This is a genomic window from Leucobacter sp. MMO-125, assembly GCF_037148395.1.
In the GTDB taxonomy this organism is placed as follows: Bacteria; Actinomycetota; Actinomycetes; order Actinomycetales; family Microbacteriaceae; genus Leucobacter.
In genome coordinates, this window is the sequence record NZ_JBBCTL010000001.1 from 462,616 (window position 1) to 484,007 (window position 21,392).

Genomic DNA, 21,392 nt, shown 5'->3' on the forward strand with positions numbered 1-21,392 from the left:
GGCGTGTCGTCTGTGGATCCTGCGACTGCGACAGGATAACGGGTCGTCGAGATTCCGCGCCTGTGCGCGGAATCCCGACGAGGCCGATCAGTTTGCGGTGAGCGCGTCGGCGACGACCTGCAGGCCCTCGCGCAGCAGCTCGTCCGAGATGGCGAGCGGCGGGAGGAAGCGGATCACGTTGCCGTAGGTGCCGCAGGTGAGCAGGATAACGCCCTGCTCGCCGGCGAACTTGGCGATGGCACCGGTGAGGGCAGCGTTGGGGGTCTTCGAACCCGACTGGACGAGCTCGATCGCCTTCATGGCGCCGCGACCGCGGATGTCGCCGATGCGGTCGTCGCTCTTCGCCAGCTCGCCGAAGAACTCGTCGATGATCGCGCCGATCTCGCGAGCGCGCTCGGTGAGGTTCTCCTCCTGGTAGGTCTCGATCGTGGCGAGGGCCGCAGCGCAGGCGATGGGGCTGCCGGCGTAGGTGCCGCCCAGGCCGCCGGCGTGAGCGGAGTCCATGATCTCGGCGCGGCCGGTCACTGCGGAGAGCGGCAGGCCGCCCGCGATGCCCTTGGCGGTGGTGACGAGGTCGGGAACAACTCCCTCGTGGTTCGCGGCGAAGAGATCGCCGGTGCGAGCGAAGCCGGTCTGCACCTCGTCGAGGATGAAGACGACGCCGTTGGCGGTGGCCCACTCCTGGAGGGCGGGGAGGAAGCCCTCGGCGGGGGCGATGAAGCCGCCCTCACCCTGGATGGGCTCGATGATGATCGCGGCGAGGTTGGCGGCGCCGACCTGCTTCTCGATCTGGGTCAGTGCGACCTGAGCCGCCTCGGCGCCGGACAGGCCGTCGCGGAAGGGGTACGAGGTGGGCACACGGTAGACCTCGGGAGCGAAGGGACCGAAGCCATCCTTGTAGGGGATGTTCTTCGCGGTCATGCCCATGGTGAGGTTGGTGCGGCCGTGGTAGGCGTGGTCGAACACGACGACGGCGTTCTTCTTGGTGTAGTGGCGGGCGATCTTGATCGCGTTCTCGACGGCCTCTGCGCCCGAGTTGAACAGCGCGGAGCGCTTCTCGTGATCGCCGGGGGTGAGCTCGTTGAGCTTCTCGGCGACCTTGACGTAGCCGTCGTAGGGGGTGACGGTGAAGCAGGTGTGAGTGAACTGCTGCACCTGCTCGGTGACGGCCTTGACCACGGCGGGGGCGGAGTTGCCGACGCCCGTCACGGCGATGCCCGAGCCGAGGTCGATCAGCGAGTTGCCGTCGACGTCGACCATCACGCCGCCGCCTGCAGCGACGATCGAGACGGGGAGGGCCACGCCGACGCCTGCGGCGACCGCGGCGTTCTTGCGGGCCAGCATCTCCTGCGACTTGGGGCCGGGGATGCTGGTGACGAGCTTGCGCTCCTGCGGGAGCGAGGGGCCGCCGACGATCGTGGCGTCTGCCATGAGGTGTTCTCCTTGCCTGGGGCTTGGTGCGGCGCCCGGGTGCGGACGTCGCGGTGTTGGAATGTGATTCTGGATCAGCCTAGCCCCGAGCAGCCACCACTTCCTGTGCCACAATGGAGTAATTCAATTCGAAGTTTCGACACTTCGGCAGATGGGGTCGGAGGAGGACCATGACCCAGCAGGCCGCGCCTTCTGTGCGCCCCACCGCCGCCCATTCCCCGACCATCGAACTCGGAGCCCTGCTGCGCCAATACCAGCTCGGACTCGTGCTCATCGCCGGCGCGAGCGATGACGCAACCGAGCGCCCGGTGCAGTGGGTGCACGTGAGCGAACTCGAAGATCCGGCTCCCTTTCTCACCCCGCGCACGGTGCTGCTCACCACGGGCGCACGTTTTTCGGCGGTGCACGATCAGAGCGACGCCGATGCCTATGTGCAGCGGCTCCTCAGCGCCGGGGTCACAGCCCTCGGCGTCGCTGTCGGCCTGCACTGGGACCGCGTACCCGCGCAGATCGTGTCGGCCTGCGACAGCCTCGGTCTGCCGCTCTTCCGCGTGCCCTACGACACGGCCTTCATCGAGATCGTGCAGACCGCAGCACGCTTGCTCGAGGCCAGTGCCCGCGAGCGCGATATCTGGGCGCTCGAATCGCAGCGCGCGGTGGCCTCGGCCTCGCTGCAGCGGGACGGACTCGGATCGGCGGTGCGCGAGGCAGCCGCCCGCCTGGGGCGCTGGGTCGGCATCACCGACCGCTCCGGTCGCATCGTCGAGTTCGCACCGGATGCGGCTCGTTCAGAAGTGCAGGCCGAGTGGATCCGCCGCGAAACCCGACGGCTCGTAGAGCGCGGGGCGAGTGCCGGGCGCATCGGCGGCGCTGGCGGCGGCGTGCGCATGCAGACGCTTGGGCGCAGAGGCAGGGTGCTCGGCGTGCTTGCGGTTGAAGACCATGGCGCACCTGACACCGCCGAACGCACCCTCATCGGCCTCGTAGCTGCGCTCGCGACCGTGCAACTGGAGCACCGCGGCGGTATCGACGCCGCCCAGTCGTCACTGCGCGATGCGATCGTGCAGTTGCTGCTCGCAGGCGACTTCGCCCTCGCCGAGAAGATCGCAGCCGGTGCGCTGGTACGGGTGCCGCAGGGGGCCGTGGTTGCACTGCGCTATGGCTCCCCCGACAGCCTCGACCCCGCAATCGTCGAAGACCTGCAATCGTTCGATGCGGGCAGCCCCGGCCTCATCACTGCGATGCTCGACGACTCGCCGCTCATCATCGCGGAGACCCGGCATCTGCCTTCGATCCGCCGCCTGCTGCTCACGCGCCGCATCCACTCGGGCGTTTCCGAGCGCGGCACGCTGACGCAACTCGCCGACCTCATCGACCAGGCCGACCGGGCACTCGACTACGCCGTCGCAAGCGACGCCGAAGGCCCGGTCGACTACTTGCCGGCACTGCACGACGGCGTGCTGCACCTACTGAGCGCGCTGCCCGACGCGCACCGGCGCGCCGAGGGGCTGCTGGCCCCGCTGCGCGAACACGACAGGCGACACAGTGACACCCTCGAGCACAGCCTGCGGGTCTGGCTTGCGCACCACGGCCAGACCAGCCCGGCAGCGACCGAACTGGGCGTGCACCGCCACACCCTCAAGTCTCGGGTGCACACAGCCGCACAGCTGTTGCAAGCCGACCTCGACTCCCCCGACACCCGCGCGGAACTCTGGGCGGCGCTGCGCCTCACCGACTGACCCGACCGCCACTGCGGCGCAAACGTTTCAGGAGCCGGGCGGGCGCACGGTGTAGGGATCCCAGCCTGCCGGGACGAGCGGGGCGCCGTTGAGGCGTACTCCGGGAGCCTCGGAAACGGGTCCACCGCCCCCGCCGATTGCCGACCGCACCACTCCGATGGGGCGAAATCCGTGAGGCAGCGCCTCCGACGCCGGGAACGTCGCGAGCAAGCCGTGATCCTCGCCGCCCGTGAGCATCGCCTCGATCGGCACCACTGCATCCTGCTGCACTCCGAATCCGTCTTCCAGCAGCTGCGCGTCAAGGTCGACAGCCACCCCACTCGCCCGCGCCAAACGGTCGGCGTCGATGGACAGCGAATCGGAGACATCCATCATCGCCGTCGCACCCGCCACGGCGGCGGCAACACCGAGCGCCACTGGCGGCTCCGGGGCGAGCTGGGCGGCGAGAGCCGCCGGGTGGGCGCGCCGCAACTCGGGCAACGACCGGGAATGGGCGGTGCCGTCGGGATCCGCTGCCTCTGCAAAGAGCAGCGACAAGCCGAGCCCCGCAAGCCCCAGCGCGCCGGCATAAGCCACCGTATCGCCGGGCTGCGCAGCAGAACGCACCACCGGGCGCCGACCGTCAAGTTCGCCCAGCGCCGTTACCGACGCCATCACCACAGGGGCACGGCCGAGATCCCCTCCGACCACCCCGCAACCCGGCGCGAGTTCGCGGCACGCAGCATCAAGCCCGGCCGCGATCCGCTCCAACAACCCCACCGGGGTGCCATGCGGCACCGCGAGCGCAACAGTGAGCGCTGTCGGCCGAGCCCCCATCGCCGCAACATCAGACAGGTTGGTAGCCGCGAGCTTCCACCCCAGATCAAACCCGTCATGCCAGGCCAGACGAAAATCAGGCCCCTCGATCATCGTGTCGCTCGTCACCACCGTGTCGCCCGAGAAGCGGAGCACCGCGCAGTCATCGCCAGGGCCGAGCACCGCGCCCCCGGCTGCACCCAGCTGCGCGAGCACGCGGGCGAGCACTTCCCGCTCCCCCACCTCTCCCACGGTCTCAGTCACCCTCTCAAGTTAGCGCACAGGCGCGACTCGCTAGGCTGGATGCGTGACTTCGCCCCGGATCCGCCTGTTCGCGTTCACCGCAGCCGTGCTCGCCGCGGCACCGCTGCTCACCGCTTGCGCGGGCGACGTGCCGATGGATGCCGCAGAAGACGCCAACAACCCTGCCTGTGCCGACGTCATCGTGCGCCTTCCAGACACCGTCGCCGGTATGGACCGTCGCACCACCAACGCGCAATCGACAGGGGCTTGGGGCGATCCTGCAGCCGTGCAGCTGCAGTGCGGCATCGAACCGAGCGGCCCCACCACCGACGCCTGCGTGAACGTCGACGGCGTCGACTGGATCGTCGACGACTCGCAGGCACCGCTCTACCGCTTCGAAGCCTACGGGCGCTCGCCAGGGCTCGCCGTGTTCGTCAACTCCGAGCACGCGAGCGGCACCGCAGCCGTGCTCGACCTCGGTGCCGTCGTCAAGCTGCTGCCGCAGACACGGGAGTGCGTCGGCATCGTCGACACACTCGATCTGTAGAGCTGCGGCCCGCTCGAAAGCGAGAGCCTAGGGCGTGCCTCGTAAATCGTTGCCGTTGCGAGCAGCGTCTGGGCGGGGTGCCTCGCAAGGCGGAGGAGGACGGTTTGCTGGTTGTAAATCTGACGACGACAACGCAGCGAGGCGCCCCGAACAGGCGCGCGCAGTAGGCGAGGATTTGCGAGACACGCCCTAGTACGCAGGCTTCTTCGCGATAGCCAGCTCGATCAGTTCGGTGATGAGCTCGGTGTACCCGAGCCCCGACTCCTGCCACAGACGCGGGTACATCGAGATCGGCGTGAATCCCGGCAGCGTATTGATCTCGTTGAGCACCGGGCCGTCCTCGGTGAGGAAGAAGTCGATGCGGGCGAGCCCTGCGCACTGGGTCACCTCGAACGCGAGCACAGCGGCATCACGGATCGCCGCGAACTCGGCGTCGGTCACCTGTGCCGGCAGTGCGAGTTCGACACCGGCAGCACCCAGATACTTCGCCTCAAAGTCGTAGAAGTCGCGGCCGGTGAACACAATCTCACCGATCACCGAACTCGTGCGAGGCCTGTCGTCGCCGCGGCCCTCAAGCACCGCGATCTCAACCTCGCGACCGGTCACGCCCGACTCGACGAGCACCGTGCGATCCTCGGCAAACGCCACATCGAGCGCGGCGGGCAGCTGCGAACGCTCAGTGACACGGCTCACGCCCACCGATGAACCCGCGCGGGCCGGCTTCACGAACAGCGGGTAACGCAGCCCGTCATCCAGCCGCTCCACGAGATACGGGTCATGCACCAGCTGCTCACGGGTGACCGTGCGCCACGGCGCGACCGCGATACCGGCGTCAGCGAGCACTGTCTTTACAGCGTGCTTGTCCATGCAGAGCGCCGAACCCAGCACACCGCTGCCGACGTAGGGCAGGTCGACGAGGTCGAGCATGCCCTGCACTGTGCCGTCTTCCCCGTAGGGTCCGTGCAGCATCGGCAGCACCGCGTCGACATGACCGAGTGAACGGAGCGAACCCGCCTGGTCAATCACGGTGAGCGAGCGAGTCGCCGTCGACGCCGGCCACAGCACGCGGGTGCCGTTGTCGTGCACCTCAGGCAGGGCCCCGGCTTCGAGGCGGTAGCCCTCGAGGTCTTCTTCGTGCATCAGCACCGTGGCGCCCTGCTTGGTGATACCCACCAGGATCACATCGAAGCTGGTTCGATCGATGGATCGCAGCACACCGGCTGCGGTCACGCAGCTGATGCCGTGCTCGCTCGACCGGCCGCCGAACAGCAGCGCAACCGTGCGTCGCGCATCAGCGCCGGTCTGAACGTCGGCCTCTGCCGAACGGGAGGAGGATGCGGTCACGCCTGGGTTCCCTTCACACGGTTGAACAGCCGGCGCAACGCCCCGGCCGGGGGTTCCGCGAGCGTCTGCTCTGGCTGCGGTACATCGTCTTCGGTGGCAAGGTGCGGGCCGAGATCCCGTGGCGCCATACGGCCCGCGAGCACCATCTGCACCTGCTCCACAATGGGCATGCGAATGCCGAGCTCGCGAGCCAGTTCAAGCACGGGCGGCACCGAGGTGATGCCCTCCGCAACCTGCTGCATCTGCTCTTTCGTCTCCTCCTGCGTGTACCCCTGGCCGATGAGACGGCCGGCGGTGTTGTTGCGGGAGAGCGGCGATTGACAGGTCGCGATGAGGTCGCCCAGCCCGGCAAGCCCGGAGAGCGTCGCCGGATCCGCACCCTGCGCAACCGAGAACTGCGTCATCTCAGCAATGCCGCGCGTAATGATCGCGGCCTTCGTGTTCTCGCCGTAACCCACACCGTCGACAATGCCGATCGCGAGCGCGATCAGGTTTTTCAGCACCCCGCCGAGCTCGGTGCCTGTGACGTCAGTGTTGACGTAGGTGCGGAAGTAGGGCGCTGAGGCGGCTGTCGCGATCTCCTGGGCGACCGTCAGATCGACGCAGGAGGCTACCCCGCCCGTGGGCTGCTCCTTCGCGATCTCAAGCGCAATATTGGGGCCGGACACGACGCCGATGCGGGCGGGGTCGAGGTCGAGGGTGTCGGCGATCACCTGCGACATGCGCATCGTGGTGATCTTCTCGACACCCTTCACCAGGCTCACCAGCACGCTGCGCCTGTCGAGGTAGGGCTCGAGGTCGATGAGGTTCTGGCGCAGGGTCTGGCTCGGCACGGCAAGGAACACCAGACCGGCGCCGCGCAGCGCAACGCTCAGATCATCGGTGGCCTTCAGGGTCTTCGGCAGGTTGATGCCGGCAAGATACTGACTGTTGCGCTTCGCCACCTGGATTTCATGCGCCACCTCGCGACGGCGCGCCCAGATCGTGACGTCGCAGCCCGCATCGCAGAGCACTTTCGCGAAGGTCGTGCCCCAGCTGCCCGCACCGATCACCGCAACCTTTCGGCCGCGATTGCGCAGATTGCGGCCAGTGACCGTGGGGATCGGTCGAGTGCTCAAAAGCGCCCCGTTTCGCTCTGCTGGTGCTTGCTCGGATCCCAGCGCTCAGACGGCGCCTGCTCGCCGCGCAACTCGGCAAGCAGCGCAGTGATCGCATCCATGAGCTGGTTCGTGGCTTCCGAGACGACGCGCTGGTCGAGAGGCCGTCCCGCGAAACGGCCGAGATCGAGGGGCTCCCCCACCGACACATGAATCGTCTTGCGAGGGAAGGGGTGGATCCGCTTCGCATAGCGAGGCATCAGCTCTTGCGTGCCCCAGTGAGCGACAGGGATCAGCGGAATACCCGATTCGAGAGCGAGTCGCACCGCGCCCGACTTGCCACGCATCGGCCACAGGCCGGGATCGCGGGTCAGCGTGCCCTCCGGGTACACGATGACACCAGACTCCCGCTCGATGAGCTGAGCGGCGGCACCCATGGGGTTCACACTGTCGCTGGACGCGCGCGCAGATCCCTGCCGCTCGACGGGGATCTGGCCGGAAGCGCGCAGCAGCCAGCCGAACACAGGCACACGGAACAAACTCGCTTTCGCCATGAACCGGGGCAGGCGGCCCAGATGCCACACCGCGGCCCCCATGGCGATCGGGTCGATCTCGCTGTAGTGGTTCGGTGCAAGAATGAACGGCCCCGACTGCGGCAGCTTCGACTGCGGCGTGAAACGGTAGCGCACCATCAGCGACCAGGCCGGCAGAATCAGCGAGGCCAGCACCCAGAAGACGGAGGGCCGACGCTTCTCCGCAGAGGAGCGGCTGCGGAACTTTACCGTGTCAGTCATGATCTCATTATCTCGCCCTCGCGCTCCCAGCACGGAATGCCGTGCCGGGAGCGCGAGATCGCGGATCAGCTCTCGTAGACGAAGTCGGCGCCGAGCTGGCGCAGCTTTTCGATGAAGTTCTCGTAGCCGCGCGAGATGATGCCGAGATTGGTCACCTTCGTCTGCCCTTCGGCGGTGAGACCGGCGATGAGGTAGCTGAAACCACCACGCAGATCAGGCACTTCGATCTCAGCGCCGGTGAGGGGCGTGGGGCCGGCGATGACGGCAGCCTGCTCGAACTCGCGGCGATTCACGCGCCGGGCGTCATCGTGCAGGCCGTCCTTGTAGACCTTGATGTCGGCACCCATCTTGTTGAGGGCATCGGTGAAGCCGAAGCGGTTCTCGTAGACGGTCTCGTGGATCGTCGAAACGCCCTGCGCCTGCGTCAGCGCCACGACGAGCGGCTGCTGCCAGTCGGTCATGAATCCGGGGTGCACATCGGTTTCGATGGTCACCGGGGTGAGTTCACCACCGGGATGCCAGAAGCGGATCCCATCGTCGTGCACGTCGAAATCGCCGCCGACCTTGCGGAACACGTTCAGGAAGGTCATCATTTCTTCCTGCTTGGCACCGCCGACGAACACGTCACCTCGGGTGGCCAGCGCCGCAGAAGCCCAGCTTGCAGCCTCGTTGCGGTCGAAGATCGCGCGGTGATCGTACCCGCGCAGCTCCTTCACACCCTCGATGAAGATCACCCGGTTCGGCTCGACGGTGATGATCGCACCCATCTTCTGCAGGATGCAGATGAGGTCGATGATCTCGGGCTCGATCGCGGCATTGCGCAGCTCAGTCTGCCCCTCGGCGAGCACGCTCGTGAGCAGCACCTGCTCCGTGGCGCCGACAGAGGGGTAAGGCAGCTCGATGTTCGCACCCTTGAGCCCGTTGGGGGCGGTCAGGCTGATGCCACTGGGCAGCTTCTCGACAACCGCGCCGAATCGGCGCAGCGCGTCGAGGTGGAAGTCGATCGGGCGGTCGCCGATGCGGCAGCCACCGAGATCAGGGATGAACGCCTTGCCGAGCCGGTGCAGCAGCGGGCCGCAGAACAGAATCGGGATCCGAGACGACCCAGCATGCGCGTCGATATCCGCGTGATGCGCGTGCTCGACGTTCGAGGGGTCGAAGTGCCACTCACCCGGATCTTCACCGCGGGTGATGAGCACACCGTGCAGCGCGAGCAACCCAGCGACAACGCGAATATCGGAGACGTTTGGCACATTGCGCAGGATGCTTGGGGTCTTGCCGAGCAGTGCCGCGACCATCGCTTTGGGGGCGAGGTTTTTCGCACCGCGCACCTCGATGCGCCCCTTGAGCGGGCGCCCACCGTTGATGAGGATCTCATCCGAGGAGAGCCCCACACGGGCGGCAGCCTTCCGCGCGTCGATCTTCAGACCCTCGGCATCGACCTCAGTGGTCGGTGCGTCCTGCTCGCTCACGCGGCCTCCAACGGGGTGGTTGTGGGCATCCAGCTGGGCCGCCGGGCCTCGAAATCAGAAATCGCGCTCTCGTTGCGCAGCGTGAGGGAAATGTCGTCAAGACCCTCCATCAGACGCCAGCGCGTGTAATCGTCAATCTGGAACGGCACCGTCAGATCCCCCACCGAGACGGTGCGATCTTCGAGGCTGACGGTGAGCTGCACACCGGGTTCGGCGTCGATCGCCGCCCACAGCCGCTCAACATCGGCCTCTTCAACCTGGGCTGCAAGCAGACCCTGCTTCCCGGAGTTGCCGCGGAAGATATCGGCGAAGCGAGGCGAGATGACCACCTTGAAGCCGAAGTCGCGCAGCGCCCACACGGCGTGCTCACGGGAGGAACCGGTGCCGAAGTCGGGGCCGACGACCAGGATCTCGGATCCGGCGAAAGCCGGCTGGTTGAGCACGAAGGTGTCGTCTTGCCGCCAGTGGTAAAAAAGCGCGTCATCGAAGCCGGTCTTGGTGACGCGCTTCAGAAAAACGGCGGGGATGATCTGGTCGGTGTCGACGTTGGAGCGCTTCAGCGGCGCCGCGACTCCGGTGATCGTGGTGAACTTGTCCATGATTACGCTGCCTCCACCTTCTCGTCCGCGGCATCGGCTTCCGCGTTGTGCGTGATGCCCCGCTCGGTATCTTCCTGCAGATCCCATGGGCTTGAGAGCGTGCCTCGGATCGCGGTCGCCGCCGCCACGAGCGGCGACACCAGGTGGGTGCGACCACCCTTGCCCTGGCGCCCCTCGAAGTTGCGGTTGGAGGTCGACGCGCAGCGCTCACCCGGAGCCAGCTGGTCGGGGTTCATACCCAGGCACATCGAGCAGCCCGCGAAGCGCCACTCGCCACCGAACTCCTCGACGATCTTGTCGATGCCCTCGGCTTCGGCTTCGAGGCGCACGCGCGCCGAACCCGGCACCACCATCAGGCGAACACCCTCGGCCTTCTTCTTGCCCTTGATGATGTTCGCGAAGGTGCGCAGGTCGTCGAGCCGGCTGTTGGTGCACGAACCCATGAACACCGCATCGACCGCGATCTCCTTCATGGGGGTGCCGGCTTTGAGATCCATGTATTCGAGGGCTCGTTCTGCGGCGGCACGCTCGTTGGGATCCTCGATATCGGCGGGGGTCGGCACGCGCTCGCTAAGCAGCACGCCCTGCCCGGGGTTGGTGCCCCAGGTCACGAAGGGCTCCAGCTGGCTCGCATCGATGAACACTTCGCGGTCAAACACTGCACCCTCGTCGGTGGGCAGCGTCTTCCAGTATTCAACGGCGCGATCCCAGTCCTCGCCCTGCGGGGCGTGCGGGCGCCCCTTGACGTACTCGAATGTGGTCTCGTCAGGGGCAACCATTCCGGCGCGGGCGCCGGCCTCGATCGACATGTTGCAGATCGTCATGCGGCCATCCATGGAAAGGCCGCGGATGGCGGATCCGCGATACTCGAGCACGTAACCCTGGCCGCCGCCGGTGCCGATCTTCGCGATGACGGCGAGGATGATGTCCTTGGCGGTCACCCCGGGGCGCAGTTCTCCCTCGACATTGATCGCCATGGTCTTGAACGGCTTCAGCGGCAGCGTCTGCGTGGCCATCACGTGCTCGACCTCGCTCGTGCCGATGCCGAAGGCGAGCGCCCCGAAGGCGCCGTGCGTCGACGTGTGGCTGTCACCGCACACGACAGTGATGCCGGGCATCGTGAGGCCGAGCTGAGGGCCGACGACGTGGACGATGCCCTGCTCCTTGTCGCCCAGCGGGTGGGCGCGCACGCCGAACTCGGCGACGTTGTGGCGCAGCGTCTCGATCTGCAGGCGGCTGGTGGGATCCTCGATCTGGCGAGTGATGTTCACCGTCGGGGTGTTGTGATCCTCGGTCGCGATCATCAGGTCGACGCGACGGAGGGGTCGACCCGCTGTGCGGAGCCCATCGAAGGCCTGGGGGCTCGTTACCTCGTGGATGAGGTGCAGATCAATGTAGATGAGATCCGGCTCGCCGTTCTCGCCTTTGACGACGACGTGGTCGTCCCACAGCTTTTCGGCCAGCGTTCGGGGCTTCAGTGCTTCAGTCATACGTGCGCTTCTCTATTCCGTAACTTGCATGCGCAAAAACGCGCGATTGCTTTTCGGCCGTGCTGGACTCCGCGACGGGAGGGCCGAGCAGCTACACCCCGTCGCGGCAAGGAAGAAGAAGCTGCCAACGACGCATGGCGAAGAGTCTACCACCGGGTGCCTGCATTCCCTGGAAGCGGGCACCCGGTGCAGCTTCTCAGTCGTCTGCGTTCTCGGGCGCGCCGAGGTGCAGCCGTTCGCCGTGCCGCTTCGCGTCGCGGTTCATCTTCACCACGCTCGCGATGGTAGCGACCGCCATCGCAGCGACGATGAAGCCGAGCGACATCCAGGTGGTGATATCGGGAACGGGCACATGCTCGCCGCCGTTGATGAAGGGCAGTTCGTTTTCGTGCAGCGCGTGCAGCACCAGCTTGACACCGATGAAGGCGAGAATCGCCGCGATGCCGTACTTGAGGTACACGAGACGGTCAAGGAGGCCGCCCAACAGGAAGTAGAGCTGACGGAGACCCATCAGAGCGAACACGTTTGCGGTGAACACGATGAAGGGGCTGCGGGTGATACCGAAGATAGCCGGGATGGAGTCGAGCGCGAACAGCAGATCAGTGGTGCCGAGCGAGACGAGCACGAGCAGGAACGGAGTCCACATGCGCTTACCGTCGACTGTGGTGCGCAGCTTGCCGCCGTCGTAGTGCTCGCTGATCGGCATGACCTTCTTCACCTGGCGGATCACCCAGCTGTCGCCGGCGTGCGCGTCTTCGCCGGGCTTCACCTGCTGCCATGCCGTCCAGATGAGCCAGGCGCCGAAGATGAAGAAGATCCAGATGAAGCGCTCGATAAGGGCGGCGCCGGCGAGGATGAAGATGCCTCGGAAGATCAGGGCGAGCACGATGCCGATCATGAGTGCGCGCTGCTGGTATGCGTGCGGCACCTTGAAGCTTGCGAGGATCAGCACGAACACGAAGAGGTTGTCGATCGACAGGCTGTATTCGGTCAGCCAACCAGCCAAGAACTCGGTGCCGTGCTGCACATCCCCCAGCAGGAAGATCGCGCCCGCGAAGACGAGCGCGAGCAGCACGTAGAAGCCCACCCAGAGGCTAGCTTCGCGCATGCTCGGCACGTGCGGGCGCTTGATGATGAGAAGCAGGTCGATGATGAGGATCGCGACGAGCAGGATCATCGATCCGATCTCGAACCAGAACGGAAGAACAGGGGTCACAGCATCTCTTTCGGTGCGGCGCGGGCGCGCGAATGAACCGAAAGTCTCTCCCCGGTGAGGCTCCCCGCGAGGCGGCGGAACGTCACCGCGTCCGCACCGGCCGGGCCACGGAGCACGGCGTATTGACGACACGGACGAAACGGAATACTCCCTTTCGAAGGCACCATCATACCCCGCCATGCCGGAAGCCTCGCCGAGGCGCGAGCCTTATTCTCAGCGGTGTCTGGCGTATGACTCGCTACGATGTGATCCTCAGCAGACGAAAGGATCCTCGTGACCGACCGTTCCAACCCGCCGATCACGCGCAGCGCCGAGCGTGGCCCGGGGCCGGCTTCCCGCACGCTCGCCGCGTTCATCTTCGCCAGCCGCTGGCTGCAGGCACCGCTGTACCTCGGACTGATCATCGCGCAGGCCGTCTATGTCGTGCTGTTCTTCGTGGAGCTCTGGCACCTGATCGACAACGCGATCCTCGCCGGGCATATCAGCGAGACCGAGGTCATGCTGAGCGTGCTCGCGCTCATCGACATCGTGATGATCGCGAACCTGCTCATCATGGTGATCATCGGTGGCTACGAGACCTTCGTGTCGAAGATCCGCGTCGAGGGCCACCATGACGAGCCCGACTGGCTTTCGCACGTCAACGCGAACCTGTTGAAGGTCAAGCTCGCGATCTCGATCATCTCGATCTCCTCGATCCACCTGCTCAAAACCTTCATCGAGGTCGGTCGCATGGACGACGGCATCGTCCGCAATGCCGACGGCACGGTGCTCTACTCATGGGATGGCGTGTTCTGGGAGGTCATGATCCACCTCGCCTTCATCATCTCGGCGCTCGCGCTGGCCTGGATCGACAAGATGAGCCATCAGCACCCCGCTCCCCCGAAGAGCGAGCAACTCACCGCTGGTCGTTTGGAGGCCTCGCTGCGGAGTGCTTCCCCCGCAGCCGATGCAACCCCCAGCTCTGACGGCTATGTCACCGTCCGGCTCCCCGCCGGGTCGCAGCTTCCCGAGGGTGCCCGCATCGTCGACTGATCGACTCGCTGCACGCAAGAAAATGGGGCCCGGCATCTGCCGGGCCCCATTTTTGTGTTCAGATCAGAACTGGTTCATGGTGTTGTCTTTGCCGCCAGCCTTGAGTGCGGCGTCACCGGCGAAGTACTCCTTGTGGTTGTCGCCGATATCGCTGCCGGCCATGTTCTGGTGCTTGACCGTGGCGATGCCCTGGCGAATCTCCTCGCGCTGCACGTCACGTACGTAGGTGAGCATGCCCTCGTCGCCGAAGTAGCCCTTGGCGAGGTTGTCGGTGGACAGCGCGGCCGTGTGGTAGGTCGGCAGGGTGATGAGGTGGTGGAAGATGCCAGCACGGGCGGAGCCATCGCGCTGGAAGGTGCGGATCTTCTCATCGGCGAGGCGGGCAAGCTCGGTGTCGTCGTAGTCGACGCTCATCAGGCTGTCGCGATCGTAGGCGGAGACATCGGCCCCCTGCTCGACGAGCGCGTCGTAAGCCTGCTGGCGGAAGTTGAGGGTCCAGTTGAACGAGGGGCTGTTGTTGTAGACAAGCTTCGCGTTCGGGATGACCTCGCGGATCCGGTCGACCATGCCGGCGATCTGCTCGACGTGCGGCTTCTCGGTCTCGATCCACAGCAGATCCGCGCCGTTCTCCAGCGAGGTGATGCAGTCGAGCACGCAGCGATCCTCACCGGTGCCCTTGCGGAACTGGTAGAGGTTGCTGGCGAGGCGCTTCGGGCGCAGCAGCTTGCCGTCGCGCTTGATGACCACATCGCCGTTGCCGAGATCGGTGTCGGAGATCTCTTCGACGTCAAGGAAGGAGTTGTACTGATCGCCGAGGTCGCCGGGGGTGTTGGTGACTGCGAGCTTCTGGGTGAGACCGGCACCGAGCGAGTCGGTGCGGGCAACGATCACGCCGTTGTCGATTCCGAGTTCGAGGAAGGCGTAGCGCACTGCGTTGATCTTCGCGATGAAGTCCTCGTGCGGCACGGTGACCTTGCCATCCTGGTGACCGCACTGCTTCTCGTCGGAGACCTGGTTTTCGATCTGGATCGCGCAGGCGCCTGCCTCGATCATCTTCTTCGCGAGCAGGTAGGTCGCCTCGGGGTTGCCGAACCCCGCATCGATATCGGCGATGATCGGCACGATGTGGGTCTCGTAGTTGTCGATCTGCGACTGGATGAACTCGACCGCGGTGTCATCACCGGCGCGGCGTGCTTCATCGAGCTTCGAGAAGAGCAGGTCGAGTTCACGGGCGTCGGCCTGGCGCAGGAAGGTGTAGAGCTCTTCGATGAGCGCCGGCACGGCGGTCTTCTCGTGCATCGACTGGTCGGGCAGCGGGCCGAACTCGGAGCGGAGCGCGGCGACCATCCAACCCGAGAGGTAAAGGTAGCGCTTGTTGGTGGTCTGCAGGTGCTTCTTGATCGAGATCAGCTTCTGCTGACCGATGAAGCCGTGCCAGACACCGAGCGACTGGGTGTACACCGAGGAGTCGGCGTCGTACTCGGCCATGTCGCGGCGCATGATGTCGGCGGTGTACTGGGCGATTTCGAGGCCCGTGCGGAAACGGTTCTGCGCACGCATGCGAGCGACGTGCTCGGGGTTGATGGCATCCCAGCTCGAGCCGTTCTGCTCCTTGAGTGCCTCGATGGCCTCGATGTCGTTCTGGAACGCAGTCATGCTGACTCCTTTGTGTGATGGCGGCTAGCTCCGATGTGAACTAGTTCTACTCTGCGGCACGCTAGACCCCCACCACCAACGTATCGGAGGGTGAAGATTCGCAGAATTTCTGCTCTACGGAAAAGTTGGTGCCAGCTCAGGCACGGTCAGCACCGCAGATGAGGAGCGTGTGCTGCGCACTGCGTCGCTCACAGGAGCCGATATGCTGTCAACGGCCCTCAACGGGCCGAGCGCGAGTGGCGGAATTGGCAGACGCGCTGGATTTAGGTTCCAGTGTCTTCGGACGTGGGGGTTCAAGTCCCCCCTCGCGCACGCTATACGGGATACGGGCAGAAGCCGACACCGGCTTCTGCCCGTCGTGCGGATGGCGCGCAGATACAGTGCCCCTCTGGCAATGAGCTCACACGACCACCTGCATCAGTCATTCCCGCGTACAGCTTCGTCTCCCGGGCCGCACTCCGCGGGCGCGATCGCCTCGCGGCATTCGCGGTGACTCCATTGGCAGAATGGGTGCCAGTAGTGTCGAATCTCAACAGTGGGCGCGAACCTCGGTCAGTACTGATCCAGTGGGCACCCAAATAGGAGTATCACGATCAAGCTACTGCGAGCGCAGGCAGACCTGACCGCACCCGGAACCACAATGCCAACTCCTTTGCCGCCCGCCCGGAGGTTACAGCGGTCGGATCTTCAGCGATATCGGCGAAGGAGTCCCTGAACCCGTCAGGCGCGGGAACACCGTCAGACCGCATCGCTCGATACCCCATGGTCCAGTCGTGGAACTGGCGAGTCAGACTCCATTCATCGACGCCAACGCGAATGTTTGTGTGTCGACGATCTCGTTGAATCTTGAGCATGAGCTCGTCAATCGCGGCAGGTTCACCTTCAAGGAATTGAATGAAACGGTCGTTCCGGTACAGCAACAGTCCCGTGATACCAACGGCACTGTTCCGCGACCGCGCATCCGAGAGCAGCAGTTCGAGGTCTTCTTCGTAGAACCTGGTTACCGCGAGACTGGAATACACCAGGAACCGGAGCGTCCCCTTCGGCAAGAGCGTATTCTCAGCTCCCTGGACAGAGTCACGCATCGTCCGAACCACCTTCGTTCATCCCAGGCAGCGACTGAACTGCCTCCATCGCTTCGTCGAGGGAACCGAACTGCCCCAATGGTCGGGAGAGCATGTCCCATGCCATGGCATGACTTTCATGAGCATCATCGACGTAGCCTAAGAATTCCCCGAACCTGCTTCCCACATAGAAGTCATCTTCAACTCGCGCCCACGTCGTGTGAACGCTAGAACGACCGTTGTTCACCTGCCGCGCCACCTTACTGCCCGTTTCAGCTGGGCGGGTTCGCACAGAAGGCGAATCATCGCTCGGGTCACCTCGAAAATGTACTGCCCGCCAAAGCTCATCAGTAGCCCTTGCGCCTCCGGAGAGAATCCGGTAGCGCAGCCAAAGGACTTCTGACCCGACTGGTCTGGGTGGGAAGCCTCAACGAACATCCGCAAGTGCAGGCACCATTTCTTGGAGTATCCAGTTCCCGGGGACGTGAACCTCGCTCACTCAACAGCAGTTGACCGCTTCTGACGCTCACCACGGAAAGCGAACACCCACCTGTCGGGTAAATCGGGATGTCACCTGAGCACCTAACCGCTATGACCCCCATAAGTGGGGATGGCCCGCATGTGGCGCCGCAAATACGTTGGAACTTTGAGCGCCGAGGGGCGTGCGAGAAGTCCAACACGGCTTGCCAGCCCCGCGATGCGGGTCGAACACAAACGCAACGGACTGAAGAACGACTGTTCTGGGAGCAGTCAAGAACTCACTGACATGGATAAGGGGTGGAGCACCGTGAGCAAGATACGACAGGCTTCAGGTCAGGCCGCATTGGCATTTCTGGTGGCGGCTGCAGGGTCACTCATCGCGGTGAGCGTGCCGAGCCCGACTCAAGCGAGTGTGCCCGATCCTCCAGCATCTGAGCAATTCCAGGCCCCCTTATGCTCTGGGAGCACCAGCTATGACCCGCGGGAGCACACTGGCGTCTCAGAGGACCTGAGTGTTGTGTTTGGCCAACGCCTCTCGGACTACAACGCAGGCAGAATGGTGATGCTCTACAACACGGCCGGACTCAACCAGGGCGATCCGCCGATTTGCGGAACGCGCCATGTTGCCGGTGTCGGAGCGGTGTCAGAGTGGATGTACTGCACCGATATGGACTACAACACCTGCGCCGAAACAGACCAAGAAGGTCGCCTGACACATCAAGGCGGCACGATCATCGAAGGCCTCGAAGACCGAGCTTCCAACCCCAGACTCTCCGTTGATCAAGAGCGGCTCGTCCGATATATCCTTACCAACGATCTTCAAGTTCTTGATCACAACAATCTCGTCTCGGCGAGCGACGAAAGTGATTACAGCCGCGATCTACGGCAACTGGCAGTGTGGTGCATCACTGAAGACCAGGAAAGCCTCACAGGCAATATCGCAAGCTACTGCCACACCAACTTTTCTGAACTCAGGCAGCAAGAGATCCTCGATTCGCTCTCCGCAGAACCTACGTTCACATCGGTCGTTACTCCACATGTGGACCAGATGACCCCTCGGGTTGGTGAGACAGTGGTGATCGAGGTGTCCACCAACGTGTATGCCACGCCTATCTCGATTGACGCGCCAGGTGCGGAAGCCGAGATCTGCTCCCAGTCTGCGCTGCTCGCGCACTTCGAAAATGGGCAACTCGTTGTCAACTCGTCAACCGCATCATCCGAGACCATACATCTGTGCCTGACATGGGAGACATCCGGGTCGAAGCAGGTGCGACTCGCAGTGACGCCCTCAGAAAGCACTCCCCAGGCGCTCTCGTGGGTGCAATCTCCGACGCTGATCGAAGAGAAACCCTGTCAGGTCTATTCGAACTTCAACTCCGCGCTGGGAATGACACTTAGTACAGAGCTTGTTGTCGACGTGGCCGCGGCCGAGAATCCCATCGACCCAGGTGCGCCCGGCGTGCCTACCGCCCCAGAAGAAGCGGTAATCCCTCCTCGAGCGAGCGAGACCACGGAGCCACAGGAAGCCGCAGCTGCGGGAAGCTCGCAGCGCCCGAACGACAGGCAGCTGGCTTCCACAGGCGGCAGTTCGATGCTTGGAGTAGGCACCGCAGCCTTCTTGCTTGCCGCGGGAGGTGCAGTCCTGGTACTCGTGCAGAAGCGCGCACGGCAGGTCGCGGTCACGTCCGGCACCCAGGTGGATCATTCTTGAGTGCGGTCTCACCCCAAGCGGCTCGAGTCGGTGACAGCTGCGTCTGGCGACTAGTGCGACTTGCTCGTTCGTCATGATCCCGTGGTTGACCAGAGCCAGGCGGCCGAGGCAATCCCGCCGCCGCCTCCCCTCCCCCCAGTGTGGGACCGTCTGCACAACGCATCCTGCGAAACTTCCCAGCGCAGGGTGCGTTGTGCGTTGCTCTGCAGGGAGCGTGACTCCATTCTTGAGTCAAGCGAGCAGTCCAGGATACGACTGAAAAGCACATCGCCCACGACGAAAACACTCCGGCCCTGGCGAGTCTCATGCGCTGAACTGTCGCAGATAGCGCTCAGGTAGCTGATGCGCTGCGCATTCGGGCGAAACGGTCGTCGTTCGCTTGCAGGTTCGGCCGCGTCCTGGTGACGCTCAGTTTCTCCCCCAAGCGATCACCCACTCGGTGCCGCAGATAGGGGACTACGAGGATCGGTTGCAGATGGGCTCGCGTGAGTGTCGTGCTTCTTCGACGATGATCCCCACGAGCGGGCAGCCCCTGTCCCGCAATATATGCAAGGGGAGAGGGGTGCATCCACTTCGCACACCACCACTGCATCCTGTTCCAGGAACTCGTTGCGGTGCAGGGTTTCCCCGGTCTCATCGGTCCTGGGGCGGGTGGCTCCAGCTTCAATGTGAGCCTGCCGGCCCCCGATCAAGCGCGCAGGCGCGCACATCGTGTCTCTTCGCGACCCGGGCAATTGGAGCCACTGGTCTGGTTTCGTGGCGACGTTTACGAAGCCAACGGACACTTGCGAACCGCTGGGAATGCTAGCGACCACACTCCTGACCGGCCGAAGCTCCCCCGGTCAGATGTCGCATCACCGGAAGCAGTCCGCCCACCGATCGCCCATCACGCCTCAGACAAGCCTTCTTGGCGCTTACACAGCGTGATGGGTCGCTGTGCCAAAGCCCAGCGACCCATCACTTTCAATTCGGTCAGCAGCCAGCGGCGTCGTTGACCCTCACCCGGCGGGAGCCGCGATCATCATCCCCGCACAGTGCGGCGACGATGCGCGATCCACACTCCGCTTCCTGTTGTCAGCAGCATTGCCGCGACCAGTCCGGCCCACACGGGCGCGGTGCTCCCCGTGCGCGCAAGTTGCTGGACGCTTTCCTGGCCCTCTGCGCTTGGGGCGACTCCCACCGCCGGCGCAGCAGGGCTGCTCGGCTCGGATGAACCGCCTGGTATGACGGGAGTTGCAGGCTCGACGGGAACAACGGGGTACTCCACTGCAACAGTGAGCCCGGCGGTCAAGACATCAGTCACCTGCGAACGGAAGTTCGAGAAGACCTGGCAGGGTTCTCCGTCAACGATGCTCGGCGACTGCACCCACCCGAGCGCCTCACTCGAAAGGGTCTCAGGGAGTGCCGAGAAGCCGATGGCATGCGTGCCGGCTTCCTGCCATGAGACGCAGAGCGACACCGTCGCCTGCGCAGCATCACCTGAGCTGATAAGCAGCACACCATCAGCGATGTTCGCGGTGCCCTGAGACGCAGGGCAGACACTCACCGTGGCGCCAGGGGCATCGATCGTGATCGGCGTGCCGAACAGGTTCGTGGTCAGCGTCACCTCGACGGTATCGTCGATTCCAATGCTCGCTTCGCTCGAAGCCGCCGACAGGGTTGGCTCGAAGAAGGGATCTGCAGGCAGCGCGTCAAGCATGGCCTGCTTCTGCGCATCAGTGAAGTTTGCCGCGCAGAACGCCTGCAACAGATCGAAGTCCCCTCCGTCGGGGTCAGAGACGCACCACACCGACCACTGCCGGTAGGTGCGCGATTCCGCATTCGCATTGCCGATCACCAGGGGTGATCCGTTGACCATCACCGTGAGATCAGTGGTGAGAATATGTCGGATGAGGCGTTCCTGCGAGGCATCGAGCCGTGGGTTCCCGTCAAGGTCGAGCAGGCCGTCGACAACGACATCGCCCTCAACGAGACGCCCCTCGGCGTCGGTTTCTGAGCAGGTGAGACTGTGAATATCTGTGCAGTACAACCATTCAGAGACAGGCCCACCCAGCTCGGCTTCGTAGCGGGTGCCGCACACCGGCACCTCTCCGTCGACGTTCATACCGGAGTTGGCGTACAACATGACCATCTTTCCGGCGTTGTAGTCGGTGAGTCGTTGTCCAAACACCTCACTCAAGTCGCTGATCGGGTCGTTCATCGGGTGCAGGGGGTCGAATCTCGTCGCGCCCTCGCACAGCGGGGCCTGGAATGGCTCTGCAATCTGTGGGTTCGGGGCGACGGGTTGCACCGCCTCAGCGGGCACAGTGCCGACGAGCGCCATCATCACTCCGATGACAGGCACGAGGAGCCCCATCACCGCACCTCGTATCTTGCGTCGTCTCATAAGTTTGTCCCCTCAGAATCCTGCGTACCGTGGACCCCGGGGCACGTGTTTTGCACCCTGCACCAGAGTCCACCTCTCAACTTCGAACGCGCCTTCACGGCACTCGGCCGCTTGACGCACCTGACTATGTTCGTTGCGGGATCCGCCGTGAACAACCCCCACTGATTGGGGTTTTGAGCACCCCAGAAGCGCTGTAGCTTGGTGCTGGTCACTCGACCATCTCGGCGGCCCTGTGACCCCACACAGGCCAGGCCCGAGGCCCACGCCCAGCGCTCCCAGAGCTCCTTGGGCGGTGG

Annotated in this window: 17 protein-coding genes and 1 tRNA gene; 5 read left to right on the forward strand and 13 right to left on the reverse strand. The window is 64.5% G+C overall.

The window, feature by feature from the left end; translation table 11 throughout:
• Window positions 1-87: 87 nt before the first annotated feature.
• Complete coding sequence (gabT, locus tag WFI54_RS02145; RefSeq protein WP_336651150.1) at window positions 88-1,431, reverse strand: 4-aminobutyrate--2-oxoglutarate transaminase; 1,344 nt, start codon at window positions 1,429-1,431, stop codon at window positions 88-90.
• Window positions 1,432-1,601: 170 nt separating this feature from the next.
• Here gabT and WFI54_RS02150 point away from each other — a divergent pair, with 170 nt between their 5' ends.
• On the forward strand, window positions 1,602-3,170 hold the full coding sequence (locus WFI54_RS02150; RefSeq protein ID WP_336651151.1) for a PucR family transcriptional regulator: 1,569 nt from the start codon (window positions 1,602-1,604) through the stop codon (window positions 3,168-3,170).
• Between the two features lie 27 nt (window positions 3,171-3,197).
• Here WFI54_RS02150 and thiL read toward each other — a convergent pair whose 3' ends face one another.
• Window positions 3,198-4,229, reverse strand: a complete 1,032-nt coding sequence (thiL, locus tag WFI54_RS02155) for a thiamine-phosphate kinase (protein WP_336651152.1) — start codon at window positions 4,227-4,229, stop codon at window positions 3,198-3,200.
• 43 nt (window positions 4,230-4,272) lie between these two features.
• Between thiL and WFI54_RS02160 the strand changes: the two genes are divergently transcribed.
• On the forward strand, window positions 4,273-4,755 hold the full coding sequence (locus tag WFI54_RS02160; protein WP_336651153.1) for a DUF3515 family protein: 483 nt from the start codon (window positions 4,273-4,275) through the stop codon (window positions 4,753-4,755).
• 189 nt (window positions 4,756-4,944) lie between these two features.
• On the opposite strand, the gene WFI54_RS02165 is transcribed toward WFI54_RS02160, so the two are convergent.
• From WFI54_RS02165 to WFI54_RS02195, 7 genes are all read right to left on the reverse strand, one after another.
• The gene (locus WFI54_RS02165; RefSeq protein ID WP_336651154.1) at window positions 4,945-6,099 is read right to left on the reverse strand and encodes a D-alanine--D-alanine ligase family protein; all 1,155 of its coding nucleotides are present in this window, start codon (window positions 6,097-6,099) and stop codon (window positions 4,945-4,947) included.
• The gene (locus WFI54_RS02170) at window positions 6,096-7,217 is read right to left on the reverse strand and encodes an NAD(P)H-dependent glycerol-3-phosphate dehydrogenase (RefSeq protein ID WP_336651155.1); all 1,122 of its coding nucleotides are present in this window, start codon (window positions 7,215-7,217) and stop codon (window positions 6,096-6,098) included. Before WFI54_RS02170 ends, WFI54_RS02165 begins: the two co-directional genes overlap by 4 nt.
• Window positions 7,214-7,990, reverse strand: a complete 777-nt coding sequence (locus tag WFI54_RS02175; RefSeq protein WP_336651156.1) for a lysophospholipid acyltransferase family protein — start codon at window positions 7,988-7,990, stop codon at window positions 7,214-7,216. The genes WFI54_RS02170 and WFI54_RS02175 overlap by 4 nt, the downstream gene beginning before the upstream one ends.
• A 65-nt stretch (window positions 7,991-8,055) precedes the next feature.
• Window positions 8,056-9,384 (reverse strand): UDP-N-acetylglucosamine 1-carboxyvinyltransferase, encoded by a 1,329-nt coding sequence (murA, locus tag WFI54_RS02180; protein ID WP_336651642.1) that lies wholly within the window; start codon window positions 9,382-9,384, stop codon window positions 8,056-8,058.
• Window positions 9,385-9,458: 74 nt separating this feature from the next.
• Window positions 9,459-10,061, reverse strand: a complete 603-nt coding sequence (leuD, locus tag WFI54_RS02185) for a 3-isopropylmalate dehydratase small subunit (protein WP_336651157.1) — start codon at window positions 10,059-10,061, stop codon at window positions 9,459-9,461.
• Between the two features lie 2 nt (window positions 10,062-10,063).
• On the reverse strand, window positions 10,064-11,551 hold the full coding sequence (leuC, locus tag WFI54_RS02190) for a 3-isopropylmalate dehydratase large subunit (protein WP_336651158.1): 1,488 nt from the start codon (window positions 11,549-11,551) through the stop codon (window positions 10,064-10,066).
• Between the two features lie 196 nt (window positions 11,552-11,747).
• Window positions 11,748-12,767: a TerC family protein gene (locus WFI54_RS02195; protein ID WP_336651159.1), complete on the reverse strand. Its 1,020-nt coding sequence runs from the start codon at window positions 12,765-12,767 to the stop codon at window positions 11,748-11,750.
• Between the two features lie 273 nt (window positions 12,768-13,040).
• Here WFI54_RS02195 and WFI54_RS02200 point away from each other — a divergent pair, with 273 nt between their 5' ends.
• Window positions 13,041-13,799, forward strand: coding sequence for a TIGR00645 family protein (locus WFI54_RS02200; protein WP_336651160.1), 759 nt, complete (start codon window positions 13,041-13,043; stop codon window positions 13,797-13,799).
• A gap of 63 nt (window positions 13,800-13,862) precedes the next feature.
• On the opposite strand, the gene WFI54_RS02205 is transcribed toward WFI54_RS02200, so the two are convergent.
• Complete coding sequence (locus tag WFI54_RS02205; RefSeq protein WP_336651161.1) at window positions 13,863-15,455, reverse strand: isocitrate lyase; 1,593 nt, start codon at window positions 15,453-15,455, stop codon at window positions 13,863-13,865.
• Between the two features lie 230 nt (window positions 15,456-15,685).
• On the opposite strand from WFI54_RS02205, the gene WFI54_RS02210 reads away from it, so the two are divergent.
• Window positions 15,686-15,767, forward strand: a tRNA-Leu gene (locus WFI54_RS02210).
• A 281-nt stretch (window positions 15,768-16,048) separates the two neighbouring features.
• Here the strand turns inward: WFI54_RS02210 and WFI54_RS02215 are convergent.
• Both WFI54_RS02215 and WFI54_RS02220 read right to left on the reverse strand, forming a co-directional pair.
• Entirely contained in the window at window positions 16,049-16,540 is a 492-nt protein-coding gene (locus WFI54_RS02215; RefSeq protein ID WP_336651162.1) for a BLUF domain-containing protein, read from the reverse strand.
• Window positions 16,533-16,766, reverse strand: coding sequence for a hypothetical protein (locus WFI54_RS02220; protein ID WP_336651163.1), 234 nt, complete (start codon window positions 16,764-16,766; stop codon window positions 16,533-16,535). Before WFI54_RS02220 ends, WFI54_RS02215 begins: the two co-directional genes overlap by 8 nt.
• Window positions 16,767-17,555: 789 nt before the next feature.
• Here WFI54_RS02220 and WFI54_RS02225 point away from each other — a divergent pair.
• On the forward strand, window positions 17,556-18,710 hold the full coding sequence (locus tag WFI54_RS02225) for a hypothetical protein (protein WP_336651164.1): 1,155 nt from the start codon (window positions 17,556-17,558) through the stop codon (window positions 18,708-18,710).
• Window positions 18,711-19,731: 1,021 nt separating this feature from the next.
• Here WFI54_RS02225 and WFI54_RS02230 read toward each other — a convergent pair.
• Complete coding sequence (locus tag WFI54_RS02230; RefSeq protein WP_336651165.1) at window positions 19,732-21,096, reverse strand: hypothetical protein; 1,365 nt, start codon at window positions 21,094-21,096, stop codon at window positions 19,732-19,734.
• Between the last annotated feature and the right edge of the window lie 296 nt (window positions 21,097-21,392).

Coding starts and splice junctions, on each gene's coding strand:
- gabT (WP_336651150.1), bottom strand. CDS start 1,431: ATGGCAGACGCCACGATCGTCGGCGGCCCCTCGCTCCCGCAGGAGCGC.
- WFI54_RS02150 (WP_336651151.1), top strand. CDS start 1,602: ATGACCCAGCAGGCCGCGCCTTCTGTGCGCCCCACCGCCGCCCATTCC.
- WFI54_RS02175 (WP_336651156.1), bottom strand. CDS start 7,990: ATGACTGACACGGTAAAGTTCCGCAGCCGCTCCTCTGCGGAGAAGCGT.
- leuD (WP_336651157.1), bottom strand. CDS start 10,061: ATGGACAAGTTCACCACGATCACCGGAGTCGCGGCGCCGCTGAAGCGC.
- leuC (WP_336651158.1), bottom strand. CDS start 11,551: ATGACTGAAGCACTGAAGCCCCGAACGCTGGCCGAAAAGCTGTGGGAC.
- WFI54_RS02205 (WP_336651161.1), bottom strand. CDS start 15,455: ATGACTGCGTTCCAGAACGACATCGAGGCCATCGAGGCACTCAAGGAG.
- WFI54_RS02215 (WP_336651162.1), bottom strand. CDS start 16,540: ATGCGTGACTCTGTCCAGGGAGCTGAGAATACGCTCTTGCCGAAGGGG.
- WFI54_RS02225 (WP_336651164.1), top strand. CDS start 17,556: ATGGTGATGCTCTACAACACGGCCGGACTCAACCAGGGCGATCCGCCG.
- WFI54_RS02230 (WP_336651165.1), bottom strand. CDS start 21,096: ATGAGACGACGCAAGATACGAGGTGCGGTGATGGGGCTCCTCGTGCCT.